This is a genomic window from Serratia sp. T13T92 (assembly GCF_047530105.1).
Classification (GTDB): Bacteria; Pseudomonadota; Gammaproteobacteria; order Enterobacterales; family Enterobacteriaceae; genus Chania; species Chania fonticola.
The window spans coordinates 1-563 of sequence record NZ_JBLJAK010000147.1; the positions used below are offsets into that span (position 1 = coordinate 1).

The window sequence follows — 563 nt, forward strand, 5'->3', positions numbered from 1 at the left end:
TATCGCGGCGGTGCCGTGGTCCATCAGTATTACGATCACCGCACGCAGCAATATAAACGCCAAAAAATCAGCCAGGAAGAGATGCTGCAGCGCTATATCAGCCATATTCCGGCGAGGCATTTTAAAATGGTGCGGTACTACGGCTTTTTGGCCAACCGCAAACGGGGCCAACTGTTGCCAAAGGTCTACGAAGCGCTGTCGATGGCGGTGCGGGATAAGCCCAAACGGCCCGGGTTCGCGGTGTTGATGAAAGGCTTCCTGGGCACAGATCCGTACCAATGCATCTTGTGCGGTGATCGGCTGCGATTTGCCGGCGCCGAGGCTGGCAGGCATGCGACAGAATTACTGTCGGCCAGGCTGCAGCGGATGGAGAAAAAACGATGGCTTCAGGAACCGGCTCTGGATCAGTGCGCCTAAAAAACAGATTTGGGATTAAAAAGAAAGCAAAACCGGCATTTTTACGTACAACCCATCGCGATACCGCACCATCAGGGGGGACGTCGCGCTACTGTTCATGGTCAGTCGCCCTCAAAAAGAAACGATCCAATCTCCTAACCATCAAG

The 563-nt window shown here is 53.8% G+C and carries 2 protein-coding genes; both read left to right on the forward strand.

Annotation, left to right across the window (positions count from 1 at the left end; all coding sequences use genetic code 11):
• Positions 1 to 417 (forward strand): transposase (locus ACMV5I_RS29650; protein ID WP_414825984.1); only part of this gene is annotated, 417 nt, incomplete at its 5' end.
• A partial coding sequence (locus ACMV5I_RS29655) for a hypothetical protein (protein ID WP_414825985.1) occupies positions 381 to 563 on the forward strand: 183 nt, incomplete at its 3' end. The genes ACMV5I_RS29650 and ACMV5I_RS29655, both read left to right, overlap by 37 nt.